Raw genomic sequence first — 19,206 nt, 5'->3', positions numbered from 1 at the left:
ATCGTGAACAAGGTGGTGTTTTATTGTTCGAACAATCCTAAAAAGCAGAAAAATGTGTTGCCAACTGTTTATTTTTCCCTTGCGAACCCTTATTACTTGTATACTGAAGATGCTTTCAGAAAAACATGCATTGAACCTCGGAGCCGTTGTCTTCTAACACGCATTAAGGGGGTTATAATGGAAAAGAATAGCGAAGTCATCCAGACCCATCCGCTTGTTGGCTGGGATATCAGTACCGTAGATAGCTACGATGCGCTGATGCTGCGTTTGCACTACCAGACCCCGAATCAACTCAACCGTGAAGAAGCGGAAGTTGGACAGACGCTGTGGCTTACAACAGACGTCGCCCGTCAGTTTATTTCTATTTTAGAGGCAGGTATTGCCAAAATAGAATCTGGCGACTATCAGGAAAATGAGTATAAACGGCACTAGGTTTATACCTATTCTTCGCTCAACAGGCACCCTCCGGGTGCCTTATTTATTTCTCCCTTGTGTCAGCCCGCATAGTTAATTACTCTGCTAACAAAGCGTGAGTTCGAGAGATGGATATGAGATACGACTTAATCATTATTGGTAGCGGATCCGTGGGGTCTGCCGCCGGTTATTACGCAACGCAAGCGGGTCTGAAGGTCCTGATGATCGATGCCCACCGTCCTCCCCATGCAGAGGGCAGCCATCATGGCGACACCCGGCTTATTCGCCACGCCTACGGTGAAGGCGAGCGCTATGTTCCGCTGGTGCTCCGCGCCCAGACGCTATGGGATGAACTGGCGAAGCTGACGGAAGAACGCATTTTCGAACGCACGGGCATCATCAACCTGGGCCCTGCTAGCTCTGATTTTCTGGCCAACGTTGAGCAGAGTGCGAAAGCGTTTAATCTTGATGTGGAGAAGCTGGACGCGGCAGGCATCATGGCCCGTTGGCCAGAGATTGCCGTCCCGGACGATTATATCGGCCTGTTTGAAGCCAACTCCGGTGTCTTACACAGTGAAACGGCCATCAAAACCTGGATCGATCTTGCGGAAAAAGCGGGCTGCGCTCAGCTCTTTAACTGCCCGGTGGAATCCCTCACTCATCACGCTGACGGCGTTACGGTCACCACTGCGGACGGAGAATATTCAGCGTCCCGTCTGCTGATTAGCGCAGGTACCTGGGTCACCCGTCTGCTGCCCGATCTGCCTGTTCAGCCGGTGCGCAAGGTCTTCTCCTGGTTCCAGTCGGATGGCCGTTACAGTGCACAGAATAAATTCCCGGCATTTACCGGGGAGTTACCGAACGGCGATCAGTTTTACGGCTTCCCGTCTGAGAAAGACGCGCTCAAAATCGGAAAACACAATGGCGGGCAGGCGATCTCCTCCCCTGAAGAGCGTAAACCGTTCGGCGCATACCCACAGGATGGCTCCGAAGCGTTTACCTTCCTGCGCAATATCCTGCCGGGCGTAGGCGGTTTACTGTATGGTGCTGCCTGCACCTACGACAACACGCCGGACGAAGACTTCATCATTGACACCCTGCCGGGGCATGACAACACGCTGCTTATCACTGGCCTCAGTGGTCATGGCTTCAAGTTCGCCTCCGTGCTGGGCGAAATCGCTGCGCAGTTTGCCCAGGGGATCGCACCGCAGTTTGATCTCACCCCCTTCTCACTTTCGCGTTTTAGCAGATAATCCGCCGCGGGTTTCGGACGTCCGGAACCCGTTTTCCAGACTGAAAACGGGACATTATGCGCAGGATCGTTGGCTTTCTTATCAATAACATTCGTGAGCATTTTATGCTCTATATTTTATTATGGGTGCTGCTGGCACTCATTGATATTATTTACATTGTATTTTACTGAAAAGTGAAGCTGACAATTACTGACATTACTTTAGGTTAGCTTAATCTTTTGCTTGCTGCTTATTCCGCCTTGGACGAAGCGATTGAATTACATTTGCGGATCATTTTCAAAACTGCTGAAATAAATAAAATAAAAATCTATATTCAATTATTTCAGTTGCAATATCATTTATTCCCGTTCATTTTTACTATTCTGTTTTTCTTCGAATGGTCATTCTGATGCAATTGCGTAACTCCTCTCAGCGCTACGGAATAATATCCATGTGTTTACACTGGATAGTTGCTCTTACCGTTTATGCAATGTTCGGACTGGGTCTGTGGATGGTGACGCTCAGTTATTACGATGGCTGGTATCACCAGGCACCAGAACTGCATAAAAGCATCGGCATCCTGCTGATGATGACGTTGGTTATTCGCGTGATCTGGCGTCACATTTCCCCGCCGCCCGCCGCGCCCAAAACCCACAGTAAATTAACGCGTGTCAGCGCGGTTGCCGCGCACGTTACGCTCTATATCCTGCTGTTCGCCATTCTGATTAGCGGGTATCTCATTTCCACTGCAGACGGCAAGCCGATTAACGTCTTTGGCCTGTTTGAGGTTCCGGCCACGCTCTCTGACGCAGGGGTTCAGGCCGACACCGCAGGCGTGGTGCATCTCTGGCTCGCGTGGAGCGTGGTGATCCTGTCTGTCCTGCACGGGCTTGCCGCCCTTAAACACCATTTCATCGATAAAGACGATACGTTAAAGCGCATGCTTGGCCGTTCGTCAGTTGACTCTGGAGCATAAAATGAAAAAACACCTGCTGGGTATCGCATTAGGTTCTCTGTTATTCACCACCGGTTCTGCCGTGGCGGCTGATTATAAAATTGATAAAGAAGGCCAGCATGCTTTCGTCAATTTCCGTATTCAGCACCTCGGTTATAGCTGGCTGTACGGTACCTTTAAAGATTTTGACGGCACATTCACCTTTGACGATAAAAATCCTGCCGCCGATAAGGTCAATGTGACCATTAATACGAATAGCGTCGACACCAACCATGCAGAGCGCGATAAACATTTGCGTAGTGCGGAATTCCTGAATGTATCAAAATTCCCACAGGCGACCTTTACGTCGACCGAGGTGAAGAAAGAAGGTGAGAAGCTGAATATTACCGGTAATCTCACGCTCAATGGCGTCACGAAACCGGTGACCCTGGAAGCCAAATTACTCGGCCAGGGTGACGATCCGTGGGGTGGCAAACGCGCAGGTTTTGAAGCCGCAGGGAAAATTCATCTGAAAGATTTTAATATCACCACGGATTTGGGTCCGGCGTCTCAGGACGTAGAACTGATTATTTCCGTTGAAGGTGTTCAGCAGAAGGCATAATAAACACGCCCGGCAGGGTTTGACGTTGCCGGGCGTCATTATCATTCCGGGTCAGGAATACCCAGTTTGGTATTCAGGCGACCACGGGATTTATTAAAAATCTTATTGCCGTTTTCACGTCCCGCACGACGGCGGCGCTGCTCCTCTTCCGGCAGCATGCTCTCTTCACTGCACAGTTCGCTACAGCAGCCGTTAAATTTCTCTGCGCACGCCGGGCACTGAATAAACAGCAGATGACAACCGTCATTTTTGCAGTTGGTGTGGGTATCGCACGGTGCGCCGCACTGGTGGCAATGGGCAATCACGTCTTCTGAAATACGCTCACCCATTCGCTCGTCAAAGACAAAGTTTTTACCGATAAAACGCACCGGTAACCCCTGCTCACGGGCACGGCGGGCATACTCGATGATACCGCCTTCGATATGCCAGACCTTATTAAATCCGTTATGTTTCATCCACGCGCTGGCTTTTTCGCAGCGAATACCGCCGGTGCAGTACATAACGATTTTCTTATCTTTATGTTCCTGCATCATCTCAACCGCTTTCGGCAGTTGCTCGCGGAAGGTGTCGGCCGGGATTTCCATTGCGTTCTCGAAATGGCCCACTTCATATTCGTAGTGGTTACGCATATCGATGAATACCGCGTCAGGGTCATCAAGCATCGCATTGACTTCCGCCGCCTTCAGGTATTCCCCCACGTCGGCCGGGTTGAAGGCCGGGTCGTCAATGCCGTCTGCCACGATGCGCTCACGCACTTTCATACGCAGCACCCAAAATGATTTACCGTCATCGTCCAGGGCGATGTTCAGGCGTAAGCCGTTCAGCGCCGGATCGAAGCCGTAAAGAAAATCGCGGAAGGCACTCACGTTGCTTTCCGGGATGCTGATCTGGGCGTTGATACCTTCACGCGCCAGATAGACGCGCCCAAAGACGTTCAACGCAGTGAAGGCTTTATAGAGCTCATCGCGGGTCGCTTGCGGATCGTTGATCGTGAAGTATTTATAGAATGAGATGGTGGTGCGCGGTTCGGTTTCAGCCAACATACGCGCCTTCAACATCTCATTCGATACGCGGTTGTGTAACACTGGCATGGTGTACAAGTCCTGCAATCGTTATTGAGAAAGGAAAATCGGTCGGCATCATATAGCAAACAATAACAATTTACATCCACACAATTTACGCTACATTTCTGTCAGCCTGAACTATGCGTCATAACATTTGCTGCATTAGCGCGCGTTTCGACATCAGACATTTTGGCTATGTAGTAAAAAATGAGACACTAAGACCTTCAGGACGTTAGAAAACAGGACCGACATGACCCAATTACCGAAATTTACCGTCACCCTTTTGCATCCTCGCTATTGGTTGACCTGGCTTGGCATTGGCTTTTTATGGCTTCTGGTCCAACTCCCCTACCCGGTTATTTTCCGTCTGGGCAAAAGCCTGGGTCGTCTTGCGCAAATGTTTATGAAGCGTCGCGCCAGAATCGCCTACCGCAACCTTGAACTGTGCTTTCCGGACATGAGCGAGGCTGAACGTCATGACATGGTGACCAGGAATTTTGAGTCTGTCGGCATGGGGCTGATGGAAACAGGAATGGCGTGGTTCTGGCCGGACAAACGCATGGCACGCTGGAGCGTCGTTGCCGGTACGGGGATGGAGCCGGTACATTCGCTGCAGGCGAATCAGACGGGCGTGCTGCTGATTGGCGTACACTTTCTGACCCTGGAAATCGGCGCCCGTATGTTCGGTATGCAGGCACCCGGCATTGGGGTTTATCGTCCAAACGACAACCCGGTTATTGATCTGATCCAGACCAATGGCCGTATGCGGTCCAACAAAAGCATGATCGACCGTAAGGATCTGAAGGGTATGATCCGCGCCCTCAAATCAGGTGAAGTGGTCTGGTATGCCCCCGATCACGACTACGGCCCGCAATCCAGCGTATTTGTTCCGTTCTTTGCCGTTGAAGAGGCGGCCACCACCACGGGCACCTGGATGCTGGCACGCATGTCCAAAGCCGCCATCGTCCCTTTTGTTCCGCGCCGCAAACCGGATGGTTCGGGTTACGAATTGATTATGCTGGAGCCCGAACTGGCGCCTCCACTGGATGATGCTGAAACCACCGCACGCTGGATGAACGGCATTGTCGAGAAATGCATTATGCTCGCACCGGAGCAGTACATGTGGCTGCACCGCCGCTTTAAAACGCGGCCAGAAGGTACGCCGTCCCGCTATTAATTCCCCCTGCGGCCCTTTGGGCCGCTCCCTGTTTTAGCTTTAAAAGCTCTCCCTCATTGCGGCAATCATAACCCAGGCGCATAATTAGCAGGCTTATTACTTCATGCCTTACGGTGCGCTGCACCTCATTATGCGGATTGTTATGTCACCCTCAGATGCCCCCATAAACTGGAAACGTAACCTTACGGTTGCCTGGCTTGGCTGTTTTCTTACCGGCGCGGCGTTTAGCCTCGTGATGCCCTTTCTGCCCCTGTACGTTGAACAACTGGGCGTGACGGGCCACAGTGCGCTCAATATGTGGTCTGGTCTGGTGTTCAGCATCACTTTCCTCTTCTCCGCCATTGCTTCGCCGTTCTGGGGCGGCCTTGCCGACCGTAAAGGGCGTAAAATCATGCTGCTGCGCTCGGCGCTGGGAATGGCCATCATCATGGCGTTAATGGGTGTGGCGCAGAACGTCTGGCAGTTTCTGATTTTGCGCGCGCTACTTGGCCTGCTGGGAGGATTTATTCCCAACGCGAATGCGCTGATCGCCACCCAGATCCCGCGTCATAAAAGCGGCTGGGCGCTCGGGACGCTCTCAACCGGAGGCGTCAGCGGCGCCTTGCTGGGGCCTCTGGCGGGGGGCTTGCTGGCGGACAGCTATGGCCTGCGCCCGGTGTTTTTCATTACTGCCAGCGTGTTGTTCCTCTGCTTTATCGTTACGCTGATCTGCATTCGTGAAAACTTCACCCCCGTCGCCAAAAAAGAGATGCTCCACGCACGGGATGTGCTGGCTTCACTCAAAAACCCCAGACTGGTACTGAGCCTGTTCGTGACGACCCTGATTATTCAGGTCGCGACCGGTTCGATTGCCCCTATTCTGACGCTGTACGTTCGCGATCTGGCAGGTAACGTGAGCAACATTGCGTTTATCAGCGGGCTGATTGCATCCGTACCCGGCGTGGCGGCGCTGCTTAGCGCCCCGAGGTTAGGGAAACTGGGAGACCGCGTCGGCCCGGAAAAGATCCTGATTTGTGCGCTGGTGATCTCCGTGCTGCTGCTCATTCCCATGTCGATGGTGCAATCACCCTGGCAGCTGGGCGTTCTGCGCTTTTTGCTGGGTGCCGCCGACGGGGCGTTACTGCCCGCCGTCCAGACCCTGCTGGTTTACAACTCTACGAACCAGATCGCCGGGCGTATCTTCAGCTACAACCAGTCATTTCGCGACATCGGCAACGTTACCGGCCCGCTGGTGGGGGCCGGGATCTCCGCCAGCTTCGGTTTTCGCGCCGTGTTTATCGTCACGGCGGGCGTAGTACTGTTTAATGCGGTTTACTCGTGGTTCAGTTTATCCCGGACATTACGGCCGGTGGCGGAATAAGACAAATACGTGACGGCTTATTTTCGCATTCATACTTGCAGAATCAGATATTCAGCTATTCTTTCCCTGAAACCTTCTGGAAAACAGGGAGACACCAATGACCATGTACGCCACGCTGGAAGAAGCTATTGATGCCGCTCGTGAAGAGTTCCTCGCCGATAACCCCGGCGTTGATGAAGAAGATGCGGACGTGCAACAACTCAACATCCAAAAGTATGTCCTTCAGGACGGAGATATTATGTGGCAGGCCGAATTCTTTGCTGACGAAGGTGAAGAAGGCGAATGTTTGCCGATCCTGAGCGGTGAAGGAGCTCAGGCCGTCTTTGATGGTGACTATGACGAAATTGAGTTGCGTCAGGAGTGGCTGGAAGAGAACACCCTGCACGAGTGGGATGAGGGTGAATTTCAGCTCGAGCCATCGCTGGATACGGAAGAAGGTCAAACCGCAGCTGACGAATGGGACGAGCGTTAATTCCCGCTACTCATAGGGGCCGTGGCTGGCATCGATGGGCAACAACAGCGTATCGAAAATCAGCGAGAACGGCAGATCGAGCACTGTCAGATAGCGCCATGCGGAATCCCGGACATCCCATTTCACGCCCGGATAGTACTGATTCCCGTGGCCCTGCCCCGGAATGGTGCGACTGATGATGCTGCCGCAGCCGCTCAGCAGACATGCCATCATGACGACGATGATTATTTTCATCCGTTACCTCTAAAAAAATACCGGCGTTTAAGCCGGTATTTTATCTGGCGGGTGGCACATTGCTTACCCGCCCTACGTTGCCACTTACTTCGCCTTCAGCGCCAGCGGGTTAAGCTTCAGATCGTTGTAGTAGTTCACCCACGAGGAGTAGCGCTCCGGGGAAGACCACACACGGTAGTGCAGACGCGACATAGTCACCGGATCGCTTAACAGCACCAGACGGCGGTCGCGGTTAAGTTTCTCTGGCGTCTCGTTCAGCGCCTGTTCAACGTGACGATCGCGGGCAATCTCCAGCACCTTACTGGCACGGTGACGCGCGGTAGCCATTGCCGTTGCCAGGGCGTTAAACGACGGGTTAAACACCGCGTGCATAAAGCCATCATCCAGCGTACGACGGCGGTTCTGCTCCAGATAGGTGTCAGTATCCACCAGCACCTGCGGCGGCGAATACTCTTCCGGGATCAGGAACAGCTTCCAGCGTTTGGTACGCAGGCCAACCGTTGAGCGGCTTGAAATGACCGACACAAACGGCGACAGGATCAGCGAGAAGACAATCGGCGCCAGCCAGAACAGGAAGCGCAGATCCAGCCATGCCATCCCAGCAGCCCACACCAGCCCCAGCAGCAGCTGCGAGCCGTGACGCATAAAGGCTTCACCCCACGGCGTGGAGTCATCATCACGCTGCGGTGAGTTCCAGACCACTTCCCAGCCCAGGAACGCGCTGACCACAAACACGGTATGGAACAGCATACGCACCGGTGCCAGCAGCACGGAGAACAGCACTTCCAGCAGCAGTGAAACCGTTACCCGCCAGAAACCGCCATACTCCTTCGAGCCTTTGCACCAGATCAGAATGATACTGAGCAGCTTCGGCAGGAACAGCAACACCATGGTGGAGGCAAACAGCGCTATCGCCAGCTCCGGACGCCACTGTGGCCACACCGGGAACAGCTGACGCGGTTGCAGGAAGTACTGCGGCTCCGTCAGCGCATGCACCACCTGCAGAGCCGTGGACAGCGCCAGGAACATAAACCACAGCGGCGCGGAGAGATAAGACATCACGCCGGTCAGGAACACCGCACGGTGAACCGGGTGCATTCCTTTCACGAGGAACAGACGGAAGTTCATCAGGTTCCCGTGACACCAGCGGCGGTCACGCTTAAGTTCGTCCAGCAGGTTCGGCGGCAGTTCTTCATAGGATCCAGGCAGATCGTAGGCAATCCAGACGCCCCACCCTGCACGACGCATCAGCGCCGCTTCCACGAAGTCGTGCGACAGAATCGAGCCGGCAAACGAACCTTCGCCCGGCAGCGGTGCCAGCGCACAGTGCTCAATAAACGGCTTCACGCGGATAATGGCGTTGTGACCCCAGTAGTGGGACTCACCCAACTGCCAGAAGTGCAGACCGGCAGTAAACAGCGGCCCGTAAACACGGGTGGCAAACTGCTGGCAACGCGCGTAAAGCGTGTCCATGCCGGACGCTTTTGGCGAAGACTGGATGATACCCGCGTTCGGGTTAGCTTCCATCAGACGCACCAGACCGCTCAGACAATCACCGCTCATCACCGAGTCGGCGTCCAGCACCACCATGTAGCTGTACTGGTTACCCCAGCGACGGCAGAAATCATCGATGTTACCGCTTTTACGCTTCACACGACGACGGCGGCGACGGTAGAAGATCTGACCTTCGCCCTGTACTTCTGCAATTAGCTCCATCCAGGCTTTTTGCTCGGCAACGCAGATGTCCGGATTGTAGCTGTCGCTCAGGATATAGACGTCGAAATGGGCGGCGTTACCGGTCGCCTTAACGGACTCCCAGGTTGCGCGCAGCCCCGCGAATACGCGGTCAACGTCTTCGTTACAGATAGGCATAATCAGCGCCGTGCGGTGCTCAGGATTCAGGGGTTCATCCCCGACCGTAGACGCCGAAATGCTGTATTTGTCTCGTCCCATCAGCAGCTGCAGGAAGCCCATCAGCGCGGTCCAGAAACCGGCCGAGACCCAGCAGAAGAGAACGGCGAACAGCAGAAGAATGCCACTTTGCAGGATATACGGCAGCAGTTGCATGAAGGAGACCCAGATATCCTGGCCCATCATGTCTGCCGGGTTGATCAGCGCCCAGCCCTGGTAAGGCAGAATCGTCTTCATGTACCAGGTTGCGACAACCGTCTGCGCCAGCGTCAGCAGCAGAAGAATGTAGCGACGGATCGTCCCCACGGTACGCCATTTCTGTTCGGAGGCCTGCTCTTCTTTTGTCAGACGCGACAGATAGCGTGGCGTCACGTCACGCCCGCGCAGGCGATCCCAGAAGCGGCCAACCGGGTTGGTACGCCAGGGGTCGGGGAACATGGAAGAACGCGTTGCTTTCGGCATCGCCTGAAGCTGATCGCGTCCTTCGTCGTCTTTAATCAACTGCCCTTCTGCCAGCGAGTCCGGCCATGCCTGCTCCAGACGTGCCTTCACTGACCCCAGCGGAGAATCGTCATCACGTGAAAACTGACGATGTTCCCCATCCAGCGCGGCATGTACCGCGCGGATGTTGCTCTCAGGCAGTGCCGCTTTTTCGATATCCGTCAGCGGCATGGCATCAATATATTCAGATGTATTATTCATTGGCAGGTAGCTGATAGCTCCAGGTTTCACTCAGCGGCTGATCGTTACTGACCAGCGCAGCGCGCATTTCAGTGGTCTGTTTCGGATCTTTCACTTTCACGCGCAGGGTCAGACGCCACCCTTTCGTTACCGGGTTGTAACGTACGGTGTTCTCAACAATCTCACCGTTATCACCGATGCTGGCCTGGGCGGTCACGGCAGTATCCGGCGCCAGTTTCTTCATGTCCTGGCCGGTGAAGTCCACCACGAAAGCGACGGTACCGTCAGGCTGACGGATAAGATTAGACTGTTTCACGTCACCCGTTGAACGGCGAGTCTGCATGACATACGCGTTATCCGGCGCATGCAGTTTGTCTTCGTCGCGGCTAAAGGTGATCGTGTATTTGAAGTTCATCTCTTTCCCGGCTTCCGGCAGCTGATCCGGCGTCCAGTAAGCGACGATGTTATCGTTGGTTTCATCATTGGTTGGGATTTCAACCAGTTCAACCTTCCCTTTGCCCCAGTCACCTTTCGGGGTCACCCACGCGCTTGGACGCAGGTCGTAGCGGTCATCCAGATCTTCAAAGCGAGAGAACTGACGGCCACGCTGCAGAAGGCCGAAACCTTGCGGGTTTTCCATCGCAAAGCTGCTGACAGCCAGATGTTTCGGGTTGTTCAGCGGTCGCCAGATCCACTCACCGTTACCGGCATGAATAGACAGGCCGTTGGAATCGTGCAGTTCAGGACGGAAGTTGGTCGCCGGTGACGGCTGGTTCGGCCCAAACAGGAACATACTGGTCAGCGGCGCAACGCCCAGTTTACCCACTTTGTCGCGCAGGTAGACTTTAGACTGCACGTCAACCACCGTGTCACGCCCAGGCATGATCACAAAGCGGTACGCGCCCGTTGCACGCGGGGAATCCAGCAGTGCGTAGATAGTCAGACGTTTATCCGTTGGTTTTGGACGTTCGATCCAGAACTCGCGGAAACGTGGGAATTCTTCACCTGATGGCAGCGCGGTATCAATAGCCAGGCCGCGCGCAGAAAGCCCGTACACCTGTCCCGCGCCAATAACGCGGAAGTAGCTGGCGCCGAGCATGCTGACGATTTCGTCGTTTTTATCTTTGCTGTTGATCGGGTAAAGCACCTTGAAGCCTGCAAAGCCCAGATCTTTAACCGTATCTTTGTCGTGCTGCACATCGCCAAAATTGAAGTAATCCGGGCTGTATTTGATTTTACGTACCGCCGTTGCCGTCACTTCATTGATGGCAACAGGGGTATCGAAGTACATACCCTGATGATAAAACTCAAGCTTGAACGGGGTCTTAATATTGTTCCAGTACGCTTTATCGTGATTGAACTGGATCTGCTGATAGTCCGCATATTTCATGTCGCGGAAAACGGAGGGCAAGTTACTTTTCGGCGCTTCGTAGCTCTTGCCTGCCATCGATTTTGCCTGTTTTGCGACATCGTCGATGTTAAAGGCCAGTGCCGATGAGGTATACAGGGATAACACCACTGCAGCACCCAACCAACGCATTTTCATCATCTGTGGTTTATGTTTCATAATAAGTAAGCACTTCCCCCTTTGTGTGCTTATATCGATCCGATCCATTTTAATGGAAACTCAGGCAATCCGACAACATTATCACCGCTTTGTTCAGCTCGCTGGCTCAGGGATTAAGCAAATGAAAGAACCCGCTTTTCACTTTGCGTGCTTATCCTGGAGACAGGGTGTCGGTCTTGGTGTAGGGTTGGCTTCGAATGTAACCATTATGAGTCTTAGGGATAAGGCGAAAAGTCTGAGAATGCACAAAGTTATATGAGCACAACACCTGTAGAACGTGAATACTTCCTCGACTCGATCCGGGCATGGCTGATGCTATTGGGGATCCCCTTCCACATTTCACTGATTTACTCCAGCCACACCTGGCATGTTAATAGTCAAATGCCCTCCTGGTGGCTGACGCTGTTTAATGACTTTATTCACGCCTTCCGCATGCAGGTGTTTTTTGTCATTTCAGGTTATTTCTCTTATATGCTGTTTCTGCGCTACCCCATCAAGCGCTGGTGGAAAGTGCGCGTGGAGCGCGTCGGCATTCCGATGCTCACCGCCATTCCTCTGTTGACGCTGCCGCAGTTCATCATGTTGCAGTACGTAAAGGGTAAGGCGGAGAACTGGCCTAATCTGTCGCTATACGAAAAATACAACACCCTGGTTTGGGAGCTGGTGTCCCACCTCTGGTTCCTGCTGGTGCTGGTGGTCCTTACCACAGTCAGCGTGTTGATTTTTAGCCGCTTTCGCCGCCATTTAAGCGATAAAGCTAACGCCTTTTTCGCCAGTATCACCCTGGGAAAACTGTCGCTGCTCTTTTTGCTGCTGGGCATCGCCTATGCGGCAGTGCGACGGACGCTGTTTATTGTTTATCCGCCGATTCTGAGCGACGGATTATTCAATTTTGTGGTGATGCAGTCGCTGTTCTACATCCCCTTCTTTTTAATCGGGGCGCTGGCCTTTATTTATCCGAAGCTTAAATCGCTGTTTACGACGCCCTCACCGTGGTGTGCTTTTGGTGCCGCCATCGCGTTTGCGGCCTATCTGTTAAATCAGCGCTACGGCAGCGGCGATGCGTGGATGTATGAAACCGAGAGCGTCATTACCATGCTGCTGGGCCTGTGGATGGTGAATGTGGTCTTTGCGCTGGGCCACCGGCTGCTTAATTTTAAGTCCAGCCGCGTCACCTATTTCGTCAATGCTTCGCTGTTTATCTATCTGGTGCACCACCCCCTGACGTTGTTCTTCGGGGCCTATATCACACCGCATATCGCCTCCAACACGCTGGGCTTCTTTACCGGGCTGGTCTTTGTGATTGGAATCGCCATCGTGCTTTACGAAATCCACCTGCGGATACCGCTTCTGCGTTTCCTTTTCTCCGGGAAACCGCAGGTAAGAGCATCATAAACACACGCGGCGCACTGAGTGCGCCGCGTGTGTTTCAGGTCTCTAATTCCTGTCCGCGCTGGGTCAACAGCCGCTGATAAAGATGCAGTGTCTCCTCATCGAAACAGACAAATGTCACTTTTTCGGGCATCGGTTTAAGCGACAGGTAACGATACACGGTGTCTACCGCAATCGTCGCTGCGGCAGCTTTCGGATAGCCATACACTCCGGTGCTAATGGCCGGAAACGCCATGGTTTTATAGCCATTATCAGCGGCCAGACGCAGGCAGTTTCGGTAGGCCTCTTCGAGGATACTCGCCTCGTGCCGATCGCCGCCATGCCATATTGGCCCCACGGCATGAATCACCGCTTTCGCGGGAAGATCGCCCGCAAGCGTAATAACGGCATGACCCGGTGGGCACTCCCCCTGTTGCTGACGCACTGTCTTGCAGGCTTCCAGCAGTTGCGGTCCGGCAGCCCGGTGGATAGCGCCATCCACGCCACCGCCGCCCATCAGTGACGGATTGGCTGCATTGACGATCACATCAACGTGCATCGTCGTGATATCGCCATGAATAACGTCAATTTGCGGTTTCATAAATACCCTCTGCTTCCCGCCATTTTCTTAAGTGTATCGCAGAGGTACCCGAGAGAAAAAACTATCGGGAAAAACCTCTTCCGCCGTAAAGCGGAAGAGCAGACATCAGCGGTACTGAATTTGTACTACCGCGAGCGTTTTTTCAGGATTGAGGTACTTCATGCTGAGGGTGGCGAGGCTGGTATCGGTCACATGGCTATTAAGTGCATCTTCATAACTGACCATGCGCGTATGAATCCGGTTATTTTCCGGGCATGACAACGCAAACTGCCGCGTTTTTGCAGTCACCTCACAGGGGTCGGCGACAATCGCGCCGCGAAAATGAATGACCCCACCCTCAACAACCGTCGCCGCAAAAACCGGGGTTACAAAAAGAGAAACGAGCAGACTAAAACCAGAAGCGAGTTGAGCGATATATTTGGTCACGTATATGTACTCCTCAATGAAAATCGTCCTTGAGGGGTAAAAGCGCTCCATTAAAGCAAACGTAATTTCACGTTTCGGAACTTAGTTGCTCAGTTCCTGTTATCAGCATAGCTCAACGGTGAAGGCCTGCCACATTGGCAAATCATTGATTTTATGAATGATTAAAGCCTCTTCTCCGGCGGTGACCACTGCTGTGATAAATGAAGCGATTTACCATCAGAGACGGTGACAATAATGTTCACCGTATCCCCCGTACCGATATTTAAACTCAGCCGCATTAAATCGATCGTCTGATTAGCGGGGATAAAAAGCCTGTTTTGCTGGCGTGATGTACTTTGGCCCCTCTGCCCTTCCCGTTCAGCCACGATTTGTACCTGACAATCACACGGCGTTGTCAGCGTAACCTGGGGAATAATGGTGGTCATATCGCCCTGCTGCGATGTGTTAAACGTTATTTGACTGGAAAGCGCGGCAAGGAGAATTAAGGTATTCATGATGCACTCCCGAAAAAAAACAGGGCTGAGGCCCTGTTTTTTTGTAGCACAGATTTCAGTATTAATACTGATAAGCTGCAGCGTGGTTACCAAAACCAATCTGGGTAACATTGACCGTAGAATTAGACGCAGTCTGATCAACCATTGCGCCGTTAAATCCACCGTACTGGCTCACATTCATTGTGGAGTCGTGACTGTTCCATTGATCAAGCGTTGCGCTGTTGGCAAAACCATTCTGAGTCAGAGAGATGGTGCTGTCGTCAGAACCTTGTCCAACATCTGCGCCATTACCGCCACCGCTCTGGCTAATAGACAGCGTTGAATCTCTGGCATTGGTCTGCAAGGCGACAGCTGAGTTACCGCCACCGTTCTGGTAAATATTCAGGGTTGAATTTGGGCCATTACCGCCTTGACCATGGCCATGACCGTGTCCATGGCCCCAGCCACCTTGATCAATGAGACCGGCCATAGCACTACCAGAAACGACGATTGCTGCAAGAGCTGCCACTTTGATAAATTTCATGGTAAAACCCCCATCGGATTGATTAAAGTCGCCGCGAATAACTAACGTTGAATAACGCGAATTGCCATTTGCGACTGTTTTTGCACTACAACTGCGTTTTTCTGTGTACCGTACTGCGTGATGCTTGCCCTATTACCTGACCCTTTCTGGATAATTTTCGCACTATTACCAAATCCATCCTGCGTAATATCTGCATCATTCGCAAAGCCGCTCTGAGCAATATACGCAATATTATAAGTCCCTGATTGATCAACCCGCGCCCTGTTACCTGACCCATCCTGGGAAACGATGGACAATAATTTTGAACCGTCCTGGCGCACCTGAGCGTCATTAAGTACACCCTGTTGACCAATAATGGCTGCCTGATTTAATGATGTACGGCTTAATTCATTTACCGCAAAGTTATATTCAGAGGTAGCCAAATCTGAATTCGCCGCGGTGACAACCCCAGGCGCTCCCAGTAATGTAAACATCATAAATAACGATGTGTTTTTCATGTTGCCACCCTGGACCTGGCTGTTTTAAAAGACTTCAGGTTAGAACAACGCATATTTTGTTAACGCGTCGTTACGGTGAAGAGTATGTCTGCCGAAACACGTTAAATATCTCACCCGCGCGGCTTATTTTTATTTTTCAGGTCACCTCAAAGTAGTAATTCCTGAACAAAAATAGCGATAAGCGAATCCATTTAATTTCTATAAAGCCTTATCCATCGCAAATGAGTGAAACATCGCAGCGGCTGTTCCGACGCGAGAGAGGAAGGGTTAAACGTAACGACAGGATGACATTAACGTTAATGTGTGACACAAGACGCGATTTCTTAAGGCGAAGCGGCATTCATTCCGTAGGTTAGATTTTTTTTGAAACTCATACTTTAAAATTTCTGAAAAAGAATAGCATAAAAACATTAAAATCAGTTACATATAAATAATTGTATGATTTTTAAAATCTGTGCATCATTATTTAGCTGTACAACTTTTTCATCAATTAAAGACTTTCAAGAAGGCACGTATTCATAAATTAATATTGATTTTTACATCTTGTTACACGTTTAACACTTGCTTTAAACTTCGTAAAAGCTAGATTGAAATTAGATGTACGAAATTCGTTTTATATTTTCCTCCCTTGTGGAGGTTATGGTTTGATTCTACACACAGCAGCGCAACATCTGTCAGTACTTCTGGTGTCCTCTTTTCGCAGGAGGACAACTGCCAGGTGTCATAAAAAAGTGGGGTTTCATCATGTATAATGAAGTCCATAGTTTACATGGTCATACATTACTGTTGATCACAAAACCTTCTTTGCAGGCGACCGCTTTATTACAACATTTAAAGCAATCTTTATCACTGAACGGGAAATTGCATAATATTCAACGTTCTTTCGATGATATTGCACCTGGCTGCATTATTCTTTTCGATATGATGGAAGCGGATAAAAAGCTCATCCATTACTGGCAAGATACTTTGAGCAGGAAAAACAATAACATCCGCGTGTTATTATTGAATACGCCTGACGAGTATCCTTTCCGGGACATTGAAAGTTGGCCGCATATCAATGGCGTGTTCTACGTCACTGAAGAAGAGAATCGGGTGGTAGAAGGCCTGCAAGGTATCTTGCGAGGAGAGTGTTATTTTTCGCAAAAGCTGGCCAGCTACCTTATCACGCACTCCGGAAATTACCGCTACAACAGTTCAGAGTCAGCACTGCTAACGCACCGCGAGAAAGAGATCCTGAACAAATTGCGCATTGGTGCTTCAAATATTGAAATCGCCCGTTCGTTATTTATCAGCGAAAATACGGTAAAGACGCACCTTTATAATCTTTTCAAGAAGATAGCTGTTAAAAACCGAACTCAGGCGGTTTCATGGGCAAACGATAACCTCAGGCGTTAATCACATGAAACGCACCATGAGTTGGATTGCCGCAGCGGGCTTTCTGCTCGCTGCCGGGAACCTGAAGGCCGTCGAGGTCGAAGTTCCCGGATTGTTAACGGACCATACCGTCTCTTCTGTCGGACACAATTTTTATCGTGCCTTCAGTGATAAATGGGACAGTACGTATCCTGGAAATATAACAATCAACGAGCGGCCCAGTGCACGATGGGGAAGTTGGATAACAATAACGGCTAATCAGTTCGTTATTTATCAAACATTTTTATTTCCCACCAAAATAGACTTCGATAAAAACGTAGCCTTGGCGCTGGCGCAATCAGAAGACGCTATTAATCGCATGCAAATAGACAAAGCGCTATTAAGCACTAGTGATTTAGCAAAAGACGAGTTCTAGCGAACCTATATCCGGAGGCTGTCATGCGTATTGCATATGCAGTTGTTTCGATAATGCTTATCACCCCATTAAGCTGGGCCGGGAATATGACATTCCAGTTCCGTAATCCCAACTTTGGTGGTAATCCGAATAATGGGGCGTTCATGTTAAATGAAGCCCAGGCGCAAAATTCTTATAAAGATCCCAGCTTCGAGGATTTTAGCGTGGATACGCCATCCGCACTGGACAACTTCACCCAGGCGATCCAGTCGCAAATTTTGGGCGGTTTGCTGACCAATATCAACACCGGCAAACCCGGCCGCATGGTGACCAATGACTTCATTGTCGATATTGCCAACAGGGACGGGCAGCTCCAGTTGAACGTTACCGATCGTAAAACCGGAAAAACCTCAACCATTCAGGTTTCCGGTTTACAAAATAACTCGACTGACTTTTGAACAACCCCAAAATAAGGACAACGATCATGCAGCGCTTCCTGATACTTGTTGCAGTGTGCTTATTGAGCGGTTGTTTAACTGCTCCACCTAAAGAAGCTGCAAAACCGACATTAATGCCTCGGGCTCAAAGTTATCGTGATTTAACCCATTTGCCTGCCCCGACAGGTAAAATATTTGTCTCCGTCTACAACATTCAGGATGAAACCGGGCAATTTAAACCTTACCCGGCAAGTAACTTCTCTACGGCCGTACCGCAAAGCGCCACCGCCATGCTGGTGACCGCGCTGAAAGATTCGCGCTGGTTTATTCCACTGGAACGTCAGGGGCTGCAAAACCTGTTAAATGAACGAAAAATTATTCGTGCGGCGCAGGAGAATGGTACCGTTGCAGATAATAACCGCATGCCGCTGCAATCTCTGGCTGCGGCGAACGTTATGATTGAAGGGTCGATTATCGGTTACGAAAGTAACGTGAAATCTGGCGGTGCTGGCGCACGTTATTTTGGTATCGGTGCAGATACCCAGTATCAGCTCGACCAAATTGCCGTTAACCTGCGTGTCGTTAACGTCAGTACCGGGGAAGTGCTCTCTTCGGTAACCACCAGCAAAACCATACTCTCTTATGAAGTGCAGGCCGGGGTGTTCCGCTTCATTGACTATCAGCGTCTGCTGGAGGGTGAAATCGGTTATACCTCTAACGAGCCGGTGATGATGTGCCTGATGTCAGCCATTGAAACCGGAGTTATCTTCCTGATAAATGATGGTATCGACCGCGGGCTGTGGGATCTGCAAAACAAAGCAGACGTGCAAAACCCGGTACTGGTGAAATACCGCGATATGTCGGTTCCTCCGGAATCCTGACAGGACGCGCATAAAAAAGGCGAGATAGTTATCTCGCCTTTTTTTATTCACTCACCGCTGGCACGTTTTGCGCTTTTTCTCGTCGTGCCGCCAGCCACAGACCACTGTTCTTCATGGCATAGCCAAACAGCAACCCCAACGCCAGCGAGGGGACCACCAGCTTCCAGTCACCCTGCCCCGCAAAGGTGGCACACGCCCCCATAAACGTGCCTGGTACAAACGACAGCAACAGATGCTTTGCCTGAACGCACATCAAAAAGGCGACCACGCCCGTCATGATATAGCCGAGGATCTCCAGATGCGGAGCGAGCGCACTGCCCTTCATGATAACCAGCGCCCAGATAACGCCGCTCATCAGCGTGCAGCCTGAGATAAAAAGCCCTTTGATCCCGCCCTGCGGGCAGGCGAAGTAGGCCGTGCAGCCGAGAAATCCAGCCCAGCTGAGCAGTCCGAGAGAGACGGCCACCCATCCCCAAAGCCCGGAGAGGATACCTGTTGTGAGTGCGATACAAAGTAATATGTTCATGGCGCGCATCTTAG

23 protein-coding genes are annotated in these 19,206 nt (G+C 51.5%); 13 read left to right on the top strand and 10 right to left on the bottom strand.

The window, feature by feature from the left end:
- Positions 1 to 177: 177 nt before the first annotated feature.
- The 5 genes from bssS (at position 178) to AC2FAK_RS13765 (ending at position 3,202) form a co-directional block, all read left to right on the top strand.
- Positions 178 to 432 carry a biofilm formation regulator BssS gene (gene bssS, locus AC2FAK_RS13785; protein WP_008500827.1) on the top strand — a complete coding sequence of 85 codons (255 nt, stop codon included), beginning with the start codon at positions 178 to 180 and terminating at the stop codon, positions 430 to 432.
- Positions 433 to 548: 116 nt separating this feature from the next.
- Entirely contained in the window at positions 549 to 1,667 is a 1,119-nt protein-coding gene (solA, locus tag AC2FAK_RS13780; RefSeq protein ID WP_095455640.1) for an N-methyl-L-tryptophan oxidase, read from the top strand.
- A gap of 56 nt (positions 1,668 to 1,723) precedes the next feature.
- Positions 1,724 to 1,837, top strand: coding sequence for a YceO family protein (locus AC2FAK_RS13775; RefSeq protein ID WP_020689623.1), 114 nt, complete (start codon positions 1,724 to 1,726; stop codon positions 1,835 to 1,837).
- Positions 1,838 to 2,055: 218 nt separating this feature from the next.
- Entirely contained in the window at positions 2,056 to 2,622 is a 567-nt protein-coding gene (locus AC2FAK_RS13770; protein ID WP_028027945.1) for a cytochrome b, read from the top strand.
- A 1-nt stretch (position 2,623) separates the two neighbouring features.
- Positions 2,624 to 3,202 carry a YceI family protein gene (locus AC2FAK_RS13765; RefSeq protein ID WP_013097156.1) on the top strand — a complete coding sequence of 193 codons (579 nt, stop codon included), beginning with the start codon at positions 2,624 to 2,626 and terminating at the stop codon, positions 3,200 to 3,202.
- Between the two features lie 41 nt (positions 3,203 to 3,243).
- Here the strand turns inward: AC2FAK_RS13765 and trhO are convergent, their stop codons facing one another.
- On the bottom strand, positions 3,244 to 4,293 hold the full coding sequence (gene trhO / locus AC2FAK_RS13760) for an oxygen-dependent tRNA uridine(34) hydroxylase TrhO (protein WP_013097157.1): 1,050 nt from the start codon (positions 4,291 to 4,293) through the stop codon (positions 3,244 to 3,246).
- Between the two features lie 223 nt (positions 4,294 to 4,516).
- Between trhO and AC2FAK_RS13755 the strand changes: the two genes are divergently transcribed.
- From AC2FAK_RS13755 to AC2FAK_RS13745, 3 genes are all read left to right on the top strand, one after another.
- A complete protein-coding gene (locus tag AC2FAK_RS13755) occupies positions 4,517 to 5,443 on the top strand; it encodes a Kdo(2)-lipid IV(A) acyltransferase (protein WP_020689625.1) in 927 nt (308 codons plus the stop codon).
- A 142-nt stretch (positions 5,444 to 5,585) separates the two neighbouring features.
- The gene (gene mdtG, locus AC2FAK_RS13750; RefSeq protein WP_028027946.1) at positions 5,586 to 6,803 is read left to right on the top strand and encodes a multidrug efflux MFS transporter MdtG; all 1,218 of its coding nucleotides are present in this window, start codon (positions 5,586 to 5,588) and stop codon (positions 6,801 to 6,803) included.
- A gap of 97 nt (positions 6,804 to 6,900) precedes the next feature.
- Complete coding sequence (locus tag AC2FAK_RS13745; RefSeq protein WP_095455639.1) at positions 6,901 to 7,275, top strand: MysB family protein; 375 nt, start codon at positions 6,901 to 6,903, stop codon at positions 7,273 to 7,275.
- A 6-nt stretch (positions 7,276 to 7,281) separates the two neighbouring features.
- Here the strand turns inward: AC2FAK_RS13745 and AC2FAK_RS13740 are convergent, their stop codons facing one another.
- The 3 genes from AC2FAK_RS13740 to mdoG form a co-directional block, all read right to left on the bottom strand.
- Positions 7,282 to 7,509: a YceK/YidQ family lipoprotein gene (locus AC2FAK_RS13740; RefSeq protein WP_013097162.1), complete on the bottom strand. Its 228-nt coding sequence runs from the start codon at positions 7,507 to 7,509 to the stop codon at positions 7,282 to 7,284.
- 84 nt (positions 7,510 to 7,593) lie between these two features.
- A complete protein-coding gene (mdoH, locus tag AC2FAK_RS13735) occupies positions 7,594 to 10,122 on the bottom strand; it encodes a glucans biosynthesis glucosyltransferase MdoH (protein ID WP_038985525.1) in 2,529 nt (842 codons plus the stop codon).
- Positions 10,115 to 11,668 carry a glucans biosynthesis protein MdoG gene (gene mdoG, locus AC2FAK_RS13730; RefSeq protein ID WP_020689627.1) on the bottom strand — a complete coding sequence of 518 codons (1,554 nt, stop codon included), beginning with the start codon at positions 11,666 to 11,668 and terminating at the stop codon, positions 10,115 to 10,117. Before mdoG ends, mdoH begins: the two co-directional genes overlap by 8 nt.
- Positions 11,669 to 11,923: 255 nt before the next feature.
- Between mdoG and mdoC the strand changes: the two genes are divergently transcribed.
- Positions 11,924 to 13,063, top strand: a complete 1,140-nt coding sequence (gene mdoC / locus AC2FAK_RS13725; RefSeq protein WP_013097165.1) for a glucans biosynthesis protein MdoC — start codon at positions 11,924 to 11,926, stop codon at positions 13,061 to 13,063.
- Between the two features lie 34 nt (positions 13,064 to 13,097).
- Here mdoC and ymdB read toward each other — a convergent pair whose 3' ends face one another.
- From ymdB to csgB, 5 genes are all read right to left on the bottom strand, one after another.
- A complete protein-coding gene (gene ymdB, locus AC2FAK_RS13720) occupies positions 13,098 to 13,640 on the bottom strand; it encodes an O-acetyl-ADP-ribose deacetylase (RefSeq protein WP_045295774.1) in 543 nt (180 codons plus the stop codon).
- 105 nt (positions 13,641 to 13,745) lie between these two features.
- The gene (locus tag AC2FAK_RS13715; RefSeq protein ID WP_095455654.1) at positions 13,746 to 14,066 is read right to left on the bottom strand and encodes a fimbrial protein; all 321 of its coding nucleotides are present in this window, start codon (positions 14,064 to 14,066) and stop codon (positions 13,746 to 13,748) included.
- Between the two features lie 161 nt (positions 14,067 to 14,227).
- Positions 14,228 to 14,560, bottom strand: coding sequence for a curli assembly chaperone CsgC (gene csgC / locus AC2FAK_RS13710; protein ID WP_095455638.1), 333 nt, complete (start codon positions 14,558 to 14,560; stop codon positions 14,228 to 14,230).
- 61 nt (positions 14,561 to 14,621) lie between these two features.
- A complete protein-coding gene (gene csgA, locus AC2FAK_RS13705) occupies positions 14,622 to 15,083 on the bottom strand; it encodes a curli major subunit CsgA (protein ID WP_023620194.1) in 462 nt (153 codons plus the stop codon).
- 41 nt (positions 15,084 to 15,124) lie between these two features.
- Positions 15,125 to 15,580 (bottom strand): curli minor subunit CsgB, encoded by a 456-nt coding sequence (gene csgB / locus AC2FAK_RS13700; protein WP_013097170.1) that lies wholly within the window; start codon positions 15,578 to 15,580, stop codon positions 15,125 to 15,127.
- A 744-nt stretch (positions 15,581 to 16,324) separates the two neighbouring features.
- Between csgB and csgD the strand changes: the two genes are divergently transcribed.
- From csgD to csgG, 4 genes are read left to right on the top strand one after another with little or no spacing between them, the layout of a single operon-like run.
- Entirely contained in the window at positions 16,325 to 16,975 is a 651-nt protein-coding gene (gene csgD, locus AC2FAK_RS13695) for a biofilm master transcriptional regulator CsgD (RefSeq protein WP_023620195.1), read from the top strand.
- A gap of 4 nt (positions 16,976 to 16,979) precedes the next feature.
- Complete coding sequence (gene csgE, locus AC2FAK_RS13690) at positions 16,980 to 17,369, top strand: curli production assembly/transport protein CsgE (RefSeq protein WP_013097172.1); 390 nt, start codon at positions 16,980 to 16,982, stop codon at positions 17,367 to 17,369.
- Between the two features lie 23 nt (positions 17,370 to 17,392).
- A complete protein-coding gene (csgF, locus tag AC2FAK_RS13685; protein WP_029881945.1) occupies positions 17,393 to 17,806 on the top strand; it encodes a curli production assembly/transport protein CsgF in 414 nt (137 codons plus the stop codon).
- Between the two features lie 26 nt (positions 17,807 to 17,832).
- Positions 17,833 to 18,666, top strand: coding sequence for a curli production assembly/transport protein CsgG (gene csgG / locus AC2FAK_RS13680; protein ID WP_028027948.1), 834 nt, complete (start codon positions 17,833 to 17,835; stop codon positions 18,664 to 18,666).
- A 43-nt stretch (positions 18,667 to 18,709) separates the two neighbouring features.
- On the opposite strand, the gene AC2FAK_RS13675 is transcribed toward csgG, so the two are convergent.
- Positions 18,710 to 19,192 carry a DUF1097 domain-containing protein gene (locus AC2FAK_RS13675; protein WP_072200468.1) on the bottom strand — a complete coding sequence of 161 codons (483 nt, stop codon included), beginning with the start codon at positions 19,190 to 19,192 and terminating at the stop codon, positions 18,710 to 18,712.
- Positions 19,193 to 19,206: the final 14 nt, after the last annotated feature.

The sequence above is a fragment of the Enterobacter cloacae complex sp. 394F7 genome (assembly GCF_057320385.1).
The sequence above is the reverse complement of the archived record's forward strand: the minus strand, read 5'-3'. Positions and strand labels throughout refer to the sequence as shown.

Bases quoted from the DNA above. Each gene is read 5' to 3' on its own strand.
- bssS (WP_008500827.1), top strand. From the start codon at position 178: ATGGAAAAGAATAGCGAAGTCATCCAGACCCATCCGCTTGTTGGCTGG.
- solA (WP_095455640.1), top strand. From the start codon at position 549: ATGAGATACGACTTAATCATTATTGGTAGCGGATCCGTGGGGTCTGCC.
- AC2FAK_RS13775 (WP_020689623.1), top strand. From the start codon at position 1,724: ATGCGCAGGATCGTTGGCTTTCTTATCAATAACATTCGTGAGCATTTT.
- AC2FAK_RS13770 (WP_028027945.1), top strand. From the start codon at position 2,056: ATGCAATTGCGTAACTCCTCTCAGCGCTACGGAATAATATCCATGTGT.
- AC2FAK_RS13765 (WP_013097156.1), top strand. From the start codon at position 2,624: ATGAAAAAACACCTGCTGGGTATCGCATTAGGTTCTCTGTTATTCACC.
- trhO (WP_013097157.1), bottom strand. From the start codon at position 4,293: ATGCCAGTGTTACACAACCGCGTATCGAATGAGATGTTGAAGGCGCGT.
- AC2FAK_RS13755 (WP_020689625.1), top strand. From the start codon at position 4,517: ATGACCCAATTACCGAAATTTACCGTCACCCTTTTGCATCCTCGCTAT.
- mdtG (WP_028027946.1), top strand. From the start codon at position 5,586: ATGTCACCCTCAGATGCCCCCATAAACTGGAAACGTAACCTTACGGTT.
- AC2FAK_RS13745 (WP_095455639.1), top strand. From the start codon at position 6,901: ATGACCATGTACGCCACGCTGGAAGAAGCTATTGATGCCGCTCGTGAA.
- AC2FAK_RS13740 (WP_013097162.1), bottom strand. From the start codon at position 7,509: ATGAAAATAATCATCGTCGTCATGATGGCATGTCTGCTGAGCGGCTGC.
- mdoH (WP_038985525.1), bottom strand. From the start codon at position 10,122: ATGAATAATACATCTGAATATATTGATGCCATGCCGCTGACGGATATC.
- mdoG (WP_020689627.1), bottom strand. From the start codon at position 11,668: ATGAAACATAAACCACAGATGATGAAAATGCGTTGGTTGGGTGCTGCA.
- mdoC (WP_013097165.1), top strand. From the start codon at position 11,924: ATGAGCACAACACCTGTAGAACGTGAATACTTCCTCGACTCGATCCGG.
- ymdB (WP_045295774.1), bottom strand. From the start codon at position 13,640: ATGAAACCGCAAATTGACGTTATTCATGGCGATATCACGACGATGCAC.
- csgC (WP_095455638.1), bottom strand. From the start codon at position 14,560: ATGAATACCTTAATTCTCCTTGCCGCGCTTTCCAGTCAAATAACGTTT.
- csgA (WP_023620194.1), bottom strand. From the start codon at position 15,083: ATGAAATTTATCAAAGTGGCAGCTCTTGCAGCAATCGTCGTTTCTGGT.
- csgB (WP_013097170.1), bottom strand. From the start codon at position 15,580: ATGAAAAACACATCGTTATTTATGATGTTTACATTACTGGGAGCGCCT.
- csgD (WP_023620195.1), top strand. From the start codon at position 16,325: ATGTATAATGAAGTCCATAGTTTACATGGTCATACATTACTGTTGATC.
- csgE (WP_013097172.1), top strand. From the start codon at position 16,980: ATGAAACGCACCATGAGTTGGATTGCCGCAGCGGGCTTTCTGCTCGCT.
- csgF (WP_029881945.1), top strand. From the start codon at position 17,393: ATGCGTATTGCATATGCAGTTGTTTCGATAATGCTTATCACCCCATTA.
- csgG (WP_028027948.1), top strand. From the start codon at position 17,833: ATGCAGCGCTTCCTGATACTTGTTGCAGTGTGCTTATTGAGCGGTTGT.
- AC2FAK_RS13675 (WP_072200468.1), bottom strand. From the start codon at position 19,192: ATGAACATATTACTTTGTATCGCACTCACAACAGGTATCCTCTCCGGG.